Origin of the sequence: Legionella sp. (assembly GCF_047605385.1) — a bacterium.
Lineage (GTDB): Bacteria > Pseudomonadota > Gammaproteobacteria > Legionellales > Legionellaceae > Legionella.
In genome coordinates this window covers 1-7,805 of record NZ_JASGFU010000093.1, presented here as the reverse complement: position 1 = coordinate 7,805, position 7,805 = coordinate 1, and the positions used below count along the sequence as shown (strand labels likewise).

Genomic DNA, 7,805 nt, shown 5'->3' with positions numbered 1-7,805 from the left:
TAACCAGTCTGTTTTATATCTCTTTTTAAAAAAAATTTGACGGGATACCTCAGGGTTTATCCAAGCCTACATTAAATCCGCATAGTTGCATAAGATACTCCATTAAATGTGGGGGTTAAATTAGCATTGATAAGTTTTCAGAGTAACTGTTTAAAGAAAATTTATAAGTCCCTTCAATTGCGTTAAAAGATACTCAAAGTACCTCAGTCTTAAAATATGATAACATGAGATTGCCGATTTTTATCAAGTTGAGTTGTCAAAATTTAATTGAAACTTAAGCAGTAGTCATCATTTAGTCATAAAACATTATTAAGAATAATCTCCCTAAACGCTCAGCTTCTTCTTTTTTAAGATAGTGAGTCCCTCTATGAACTCGAATAAGCGTTTCAGCTGATAAATCAAGAATAGAGGCTAAATGCTCAATATTCGTTTTGCTGTATTTTAAAAGCACTTCAATCCAGGCTTTCTGTTTATATCTATTTTGAGTGAAATCTAATCGAATACCCTTGTTAAGCTCTACAATACATCCCATGTTACAACTCCGTGTAAATATTATGACAACATGGTGGAGTATAAAATGTTCAGCAAGATATCCTATCCCCAAATTTGGGTATTTTACGATAATAGTCCTAAACGAAATGCTTTTGAGACAGCTTCGGTAATATTAACGCAGTTCATTTTAGTTCGTATTGATTTGGCATGAGTATTTACTGTTTCACTAGATAGGTGGAGGTATTCAGAGATTTTTTTTATGGTCATACCCTTGGAAATCATACTTAAGCATTGTAGTTCTCTTGGTGTGAGTTGCGTTAGTGGTTTTTTAACTGCTTTTCGCATAATTATATTGTTTCTGAACTCTTGATCATTAAACAGCGCTAACCATTTTTGATTTGGTAGAGCCGTTTTTATTTCAGGCAACATCGCATCCAGAAAAAGGCATATAAATTGTTCAAAGGTATCTCTGACTTGGTAGTAAAGCTTTTGGGGATCTGCTATTTTTTCAGAATGATAAGCTTCTACAATTAAATCACATTCATCGCATTGGCGAATCATAGCGAATGTGGTGCTTAAACTGTAACGGGCTTCCAATATTTGAATAATGGGAATTTGCATTGCATCATACTTTATATCTCGCTGAATAAAAAACTCTTTGCCATTATAAATGCTGCGGTCATGATCAACATCTCCACGATACAATCCTTCAGTCCTATACGGAATAGCCCAAAGATATAGATTTGAAATGTAATACCGTTGACCGCCGTGAAAAAGCATTGAAATAGAAAAATTAGATATTTCTTTTGGGCAATTTAATGTCTCGGTTAAGTGATCAATTTTAGCACGAAACCGAATTGAGTCTGATAACTCATTATAGTCATTTAAGTTAACACAAATAGTTCCATCTTCATCAACGCTATGCATTGCTACACCTGTGACAGCAGTACTACTTACAGCCAATCGTCTAATATTTGGTTCATTTTTTCCGGTTGCTCCAACATAGCCATGTGGCCACATTGCTCAATATAAATAAGTTTGGAATGCTTTATATTCTTTGCCATATGCTCTGAGCGCTCAGGGGGCATGACATTATCCTCTTTACTGGCTATTAACAGTGTCGGACATTCAATTGAAGGCAATAAAGTTGAATGATCTGGCTTATTTAAAATGGCGTTGAGTTGATTTTTATAATTCTCGACCCCAACCTCCATTGCCATTTCTTGGGCTAGAAGCAATAGTTCATTGTGCTTTTGTTTATCAAAAACTGAATTTTTAAAGATGAGCTTGATTAGGAAATCAAATTTTCCTTTACTCATTAAATCAAGCGAGCGCTCACGTTCTAATCGCCCTTTTTCAGATACTAATTTAGCCGCAGAATTAATTAAAACAAGCTTCTCTATACTATTTGGAATATGCCGGTACAATTCAAGGGCGATATAACCGCCCATCGAAAATCCAATTAAAGTAAATTTTTTAGGGGCATGTGGAATGAAACGATTTGCCATTTCTTCAATCGAATCGCTGTCAAGTACATCAACGTACCTTAATTGCTTATCCCGCTGAAGAAAAAGTTCTTGTTGCTTCCAGAGCTTTGGAGTTGCCAATGCTCCAGGAATGAGTACTATATCCTTGTTCATAGTTTATGATCACATTATTTACAACCCTTATTAAGATATCCTATGGTGACAATAATTCAAGCAAAATTCGAGCATTTGAATCAAATTTATGCAATAATCCTGGAACTGGCAAAGTATGAGAACATTCTGGATAAAATTAAAATAACGGAATCACAGCTTGGTGAACTTCTTTTTTGTGATGAGCCAAATCATTTCGTTGGTGTGGCGTTGGTGGAAGAAGAAACTTGTGGTTTGGTGATGTTTAATTACACCCAAAATAACATTTGCGTCAATGTAACGCGGGGAATTTATATTGAGAATTTATATGTTTCTCCTAAGTATCGGCGCCAAGGCATTGGGTGTGCTTTATTCAAGTATGTTGCATGTAAAGCAGCTGCTCTTAGCTGTTCAAGAATAGAATGGTGGGTATCTCGAAATAATCGAGAAGCCAGGCATTTTTATAAAAAAATTGGTGGGGTCGCTTTATTAGACTGGCAAATTTTTAAGTGTGACCAAATGGGTATTAATAACTTGTTGAGCATAGGAGTTGCTGATGAACATATCCTCTTCAAGTAGAGCATTATTCGCTGGCGTTTCTGGCACTGCATTACAATGGTATGACTTTGCGCTGTTTGGCTATTTCGCGCCAATTATTGCAGCGACTTATTTTCCTAACGACAATCAATTTGCTTCGCTTTTAAGTGCTTTTGGTGTATTTGCCGTTGGGTATTTATTAGCCCCAATAGGTTCACTATTTTTTGGCTATATTGGTGATCAGTTCGGAAGAAAGCGTGCTTTAACGCTTAGTATTCTAGCCATAGCTATTCCTACAGCACTAATAAGCATCGTTCCTTCTTACCAATATATTGGAATCGCAGCCCCTCTTCTTATTACTTTGTTAAGGGTTATTCAAGGTTTTGTCGCAAGTAGTGAATTTACTGGATCTGCTATTTTTCTTGTTGAACATGCTAAGCCTGAAAACAAAGCATTTTATGGTTGTTTAACCAGCTCAGCTTACAGTACTGGTTTGATTATGGCTGGCCTGGCAGCTTCATTCTTTACGGCTTCATTTATGCCAGACTGGGGATGGCGAATTGGTTTCGGATTGGCTTTGATTGCTGGTATTTTGATTTTTTATTTAAGAACCCATGTTGCTGAAACGCCTGAATATGAACATATTGCTCAACATGATAAACGGCGCTTGCCCTTTCTGGCGGCGCTAAAAGAAGCACCTCTGGTAGTGGTTGGTATTATAGGGATAGCATGGTTGGTGAGTATCATGACTTTTGGAACTTATGTATTTACTGCCACGTACCTGCATAGTTATTTTCATATGTCACTTGGTTTAGCTACCTTAATTATTACACTAGCTCTGGCAGTTGATGCCACACTTGAACCATTTATTGCTTTGTTAGCAGACAAAATCGGGCTATTAAAAGTAGTTCGATTGGGTATGGTGGGCATGTTGCTTTTGAGTATTCCCATTTTTATTCTACTTGCCACCGGAAATGTAGTTTTGATTGCAATGGGATTGGTTTTCATGTCTATTTTGATTGCTATTACTTACGCACCACTCAACGCCTATATGGTTTCTCTATTTCCTCTTCAATATCGTTATAGTGGGTTTGGCGTTGCTTTTAATGTAGGTATTTCATTGTTTGGTGGTACAACGCCTATAGTGATGATGTGGCTGGTGAATACAACCAATAATTTTATTTCACCTGCTTGGTATTATATGTTTGGGGCAGTCATAGGATTAGGCTCTATAATGATTTGTGAACAAGGCCGAAGAAAATTGATACCTGTGGAATCTGCTTTAGCCTATTAAAATGAGGTATTTGTAATGTTATTGTTTAGTTCCGCGTTAGCAAAGCACAAACTTACTTTTACACGATTAAGTGATTGTATAGAGCATATTCCCCTTGCAGCTAAATGGGCTGAAGAGGAATGGGAATACATACGAAACAAAGGAGTTGAATATCGTGAAGGTGTAATGCATTCGTTGAGTCATGATGTCTATATTGGCACTTATGCAGGACAACCTGTGGCGATGTTTGCTCTATTGGAACATGAACTTCCCAATCCACGCGGATTAAGTGCACGTGAACTAATGTACGTTTATGTAGATAAACATTATCGAGGACTAGGGTTTGGCAAGCAGATTATTGAAGAAGCAAAACGTTTAGCAGCTGCGGCAGGATCGGATTTGGTTTTGCTAGATACGCTAAAACCTAGTTTAAATCGATTATATGAAAAGCATGGTGCGAAAGTAGTTTGTGAAGGTAGTTTGTTCTCTCATCCAACCGACGTGTTAAGTATATCAATTTAATAATTTTTAGGAATTTTATAAGTGGCCAAAGAATTAAAAGGAAACAATCAGACAGATTTTGCTAAAGTGCATCAAATGATTACTGAGGCCAAATCCAGAGTGTGGCTACAAGTCAATAAAACTCTTATTCAGTTATATTGGTCTATTGGACAATATGTATCTAATAAGATAACACATGATGGTTGGGGCAAGCGTATTGTAGAAGAACTAGCGGACTATATATCAATAGAGCTACCAACAATTAAGGGGTTTTCAGCGCGTAATATATGGAGAATGAAGCAATTTTATGAGACTTATCATGAGAATACAGAACTGTCGGCAGTGCTGACAGAAATTACGTGGACAAATCATTTACATATTTTGTCTAAAACAAAGTCTATTGAAGAAAAAGAGTTTTATCTACGTTTAGCCGCCAAACATCATTACTCTGAGCGCGATTTCTCAAGGTTAATAAACGTCGGAACATTTGAAAGAACAGTGCTTGCTGATCAAAAACTGTCAGCAGTGCTGACAGAATTACCCGAGACTAAGGGGAGGTTTAAAGACAGTTATGTTTTTGAGTTTTTAAATTTGCCTGATGATCACAAAGAAAAAGATTTAAGACGAGCCCTGGTCGCAAACCTAAAAAAATTTCTACTTGAACTTGGTCCAGATTTTAGTTTGATGGGAGAGGAATACCCTTTGCAAGTAGGAATGAAAGATTTTCGTGTGGATTTATTGCTTTTTCATCGCGCGCTTAACTGTATGATTGCAATAGAATTAAAGTGCACAGAATTTAGTCCTTCGCATTTAGGGCAATTACAATTTTATTTAGAAGTATTGGATAAAAACATAAAAAAAGCACACGAAAATCCAACGATTGGTATATTAATTTGCAAAACGAAAGATGAGGAGATTGTTCAATATGCGATGAATAGACATGCTTCTCCAACGTTAATTGCAGAGTATGAAACCAAATTAATTAGTAAAGCGGTATTGCAAAATAAGTTACACGAGTTTGCATTACAGTGGGACAATGATGAAGAGTAGTTATTCCAAATAAATTAATTTTTAAAAAATTAAAGAAAAACAATTGAACCAAAAAACACGATATGTTTAAATAAAAAAACAAATCGTGTTTTTTGGTTTTTAATATGTCTACTATCGCTTTACTACCTCGACTTATTCGTTTGAAAGATGTCCCCAAGTATATTGGCATGGACAGAAATCGATTTAATAAGTTTGTAAGACCTAATCTTATAGAAATTCCTATAGGCAAACAAGGCGTGGCGTTTGATCGACTTGACCTGGATGCTTGGGTAGATCAATATAAGCAGTGTAGTGGGCGTCCAGGCGGCAAAGAGCAAAGGAGTACAAAGCCATGGGACGTAAACAAACAACAGGACTATTTAAAAGAGGCCAAGTTTGGCATATCGAAAAGCAAGTCCTTGGACATCGCATTCGAGAAAGCACTGGCACAAAGTCGCTCCAGGAAGCGGAGCAATACTTAGCGAGGCGGATCGAAGAGATTAGACAGGCAACGATTTATGGAGTGAGGCCAAAACGCAGTTTTAAAGAAGCTGCGGTGCGATTTTTAAACGAAAATCAACATAAAGCCAGCATTGATACCGATGCAATACTCCTAAAGTCTATTTGCCCGTTTATTGGTGATTTGACCTTGGAGCAAGTGCATATTGGAACGTTGCAATCATTTATAAAAGCAAAACAGGAAGCGAAACTTAAAACGAAGTCAATTAATAATACACTGGAGTTAGTTCGGCATATTTTAAACGTTGCCGCAACTGAGTGGATTGATGAGAATAGTTTAACGTGGCTTCTGGTTGCTCCTAAGATTAAATTATTGCCAGTTAAAGATGCACGAGCACCATTTCCTTTATCTTGGTCAGAGCAATCAAGGTTCTTAGAAGCGTTGCCAGTTCATTTAAATCAAATGGCACGTTTTAAAGTTAATACAGGATGCCGAGAGCAAGAAGTATGTCAATTACGTTGGGAATGGGAAAAACGTGTTCCAAGTTTAAATACGAGCGTTTTCATTATCCCTAGCCATATTCATAGGGATGGTGAATTAAGACAGCTGGTAAAAAATGGGGAGGATCGGCTGGTTATCCTTAATGATGAAGCAAAAGCAGTCATTGAGGAGGTTAGAGGTATTCATTCTGAGTTTGTGTTTTCTTATAATGGAAAGCCAATTACACGCATGAACAACACTGCTTGGCGAAATGCGCGTAAAAAAGCAAATCTTAGTGATCTGAGAGTCCATGATTTAAAACACACTTTTGGAAGAAGACTTCGAGCAGCTGGTGTAAGTTATGAGGATAGACAGGATCTGTTGGGGCATCGTTCTGGCAGGATTACTACTCATTATTCTCAGGCTGAGTTGAGCAATTTATTGGAGGCTGCAAATTTAATTATTCAAAGCCGACGAGAAAGTAAAGAGCTTACTATTCTGAGAGTAAAACAAGGTGGAATCCACACTATCCCCACAAAATCCCCACAGTGTGAAATTAGGGCAATAGGTTAATTTAAAAAGTGCGAGCTAACTATTTGATTTTAAAACGATTAAATGGCGCGCTCGGAGGGACTCGAACCCCCGACACCTTGGTTCGAAGCCAAGTACTCTATCCAGCTGAGCTACGAGCGCAGAAGGTAATTAGGGTTTTTACTAATTGCTTTCCAGTTGAGAGAGAATAAAACTGGTGGGCCGTATAGGATTCGAACCTATGACACAGAGGTTAAAAGCCTCCTGCTCTACCACCTGAGCTAACGGCCCTTACTTAAAGGTAAATTTAAAACTGCACTTGCACTACACATTACTAAAAAACTGGTGGGCCGTATAGGATTCGAACCTATGACACAGAGGTTAAAAGCCTCCTGCTCTACCACCTGAGCTAACGGCCCTAAAGAGGCTGAAATCATACCGGATTAGCGTAGAATTTCAAGTATTTTTTACAAATTTTAAGAATTTTCTGGAATTTAATAACTCAACCCCTCATTAATTTGTTCATTTCTGGGTATAATTTATCTAACTTTTTTTCTGATTGGCCAATAAGATCAGTATTGATTCTTTATGATTTTAACTTTAATTTTATTGTTTATGAAAGAATAGAATAATTTCTAAGAAAATTCCTCTAGATAAAATTTTTTTAACCTGGAGAAAGTAAATTGAATTGATTTTAAGTTTTCATGGATTGATGTAATTAGGGTCTTCCTTATCAATATATCGATTGAGTTTGGAAGACGATATATTTTTGTTAAAAATGCTATGAGTATAGTTCTGTTGATGATTTTTTTATTTGTAAATAATCTTGTAAGGCCTAGTGCTCCGGAACTTGCGCGGTGACGCAAAAGTCTGAGTAGGAAAGACT

General features: G+C 36.9%; 8 protein-coding genes and 3 tRNA genes. 5 read left to right on the top strand and 6 right to left on the bottom strand.

Features of this window, described 5'->3' with window-relative positions; all coding sequences use genetic code 11:
• Positions 1-292 precede the first annotated feature (292 nt).
• The 3 genes from QM652_RS13365 to QM652_RS13355 all read right to left on the bottom strand — a co-directional run bounded on the left by QM652_RS13365 (position 293) and on the right by QM652_RS13355 (position 2,132).
• The gene (locus QM652_RS13365; RefSeq protein ID WP_415076617.1) at positions 293-532 is read right to left on the bottom strand and encodes a hypothetical protein; all 240 of its coding nucleotides are present in this window, start codon (positions 530-532) and stop codon (positions 293-295) included.
• Positions 533-615: 83 nt separating this feature from the next.
• Complete coding sequence (locus QM652_RS13360) at positions 616-1,419, bottom strand: helix-turn-helix transcriptional regulator (protein ID WP_415076615.1); 804 nt, start codon at positions 1,417-1,419, stop codon at positions 616-618.
• Positions 1,420-1,445: 26 nt separating this feature from the next.
• A complete protein-coding gene (locus QM652_RS13355; RefSeq protein ID WP_415076613.1) occupies positions 1,446-2,132 on the bottom strand; it encodes an alpha/beta fold hydrolase in 687 nt (228 codons plus the stop codon).
• A 42-nt stretch (positions 2,133-2,174) separates the two neighbouring features.
• On the opposite strand from QM652_RS13355, the gene QM652_RS13350 reads away from it, so the two are divergent.
• The 5 genes from QM652_RS13350 (at position 2,175) to QM652_RS13330 (ending at position 6,961) form a co-directional block, all read left to right on the top strand.
• Complete coding sequence (locus tag QM652_RS13350; RefSeq protein ID WP_415076611.1) at positions 2,175-2,687, top strand: GNAT family N-acetyltransferase; 513 nt, start codon at positions 2,175-2,177, stop codon at positions 2,685-2,687.
• A complete protein-coding gene (locus tag QM652_RS13345) occupies positions 2,665-3,939 on the top strand; it encodes an MFS transporter (RefSeq protein WP_415076609.1) in 1,275 nt (424 codons plus the stop codon). Before QM652_RS13350 ends, QM652_RS13345 begins: the two co-directional genes overlap by 23 nt.
• Before the next feature lie 15 nt (positions 3,940-3,954).
• Positions 3,955-4,440: a GNAT family N-acetyltransferase gene (locus QM652_RS13340; RefSeq protein ID WP_415076607.1), complete on the top strand. Its 486-nt coding sequence runs from the start codon at positions 3,955-3,957 to the stop codon at positions 4,438-4,440.
• Positions 4,441-4,461: 21 nt separating this feature from the next.
• A complete protein-coding gene (locus QM652_RS13335; RefSeq protein WP_415076605.1) occupies positions 4,462-5,469 on the top strand; it encodes a PDDEXK nuclease domain-containing protein in 1,008 nt (335 codons plus the stop codon).
• 331 nt (positions 5,470-5,800) lie between these two features.
• Positions 5,801-6,961: a tyrosine-type recombinase/integrase gene (locus QM652_RS13330; RefSeq protein WP_415076603.1), complete on the top strand. Its 1,161-nt coding sequence runs from the start codon at positions 5,801-5,803 to the stop codon at positions 6,959-6,961.
• Positions 6,962-7,004: 43 nt separating this feature from the next.
• Here QM652_RS13330 and QM652_RS13325 read toward each other — a convergent pair.
• The 3 genes from QM652_RS13325 to QM652_RS13315 form a co-directional block, all read right to left on the bottom strand.
• Positions 7,005-7,081, bottom strand: a tRNA-Arg gene (locus tag QM652_RS13325).
• A gap of 53 nt (positions 7,082-7,134) precedes the next feature.
• A tRNA-Lys gene (locus QM652_RS13320) sits at positions 7,135-7,210 on the bottom strand.
• A gap of 52 nt (positions 7,211-7,262) precedes the next feature.
• Positions 7,263-7,338: transfer RNA gene (locus QM652_RS13315), tRNA-Lys, on the bottom strand.
• Positions 7,339-7,805: the final 467 nt, after the last annotated feature.

Coding starts and splice junctions, on each gene's coding strand:
- QM652_RS13345 (WP_415076609.1), top strand. CDS start 2,665: ATGAACATATCCTCTTCAAGTAGAGCATTATTCGCTGGCGTTTCTGGC.
- QM652_RS13350 (WP_415076611.1), top strand. CDS start 2,175: ATGGTGACAATAATTCAAGCAAAATTCGAGCATTTGAATCAAATTTAT.
- QM652_RS13360 (WP_415076615.1), bottom strand. CDS start 1,419: ATGCATAGCGTTGATGAAGATGGAACTATTTGTGTTAACTTAAATGAC.
- QM652_RS13330 (WP_415076603.1), top strand. CDS start 5,801: ATGGGACGTAAACAAACAACAGGACTATTTAAAAGAGGCCAAGTTTGG.
- QM652_RS13365 (WP_415076617.1), bottom strand. CDS start 532: ATGGGATGTATTGTAGAGCTTAACAAGGGTATTCGATTAGATTTCACT.
- QM652_RS13355 (WP_415076613.1), bottom strand. CDS start 2,132: ATGAACAAGGATATAGTACTCATTCCTGGAGCATTGGCAACTCCAAAG.
- QM652_RS13340 (WP_415076607.1), top strand. CDS start 3,955: ATGTTATTGTTTAGTTCCGCGTTAGCAAAGCACAAACTTACTTTTACA.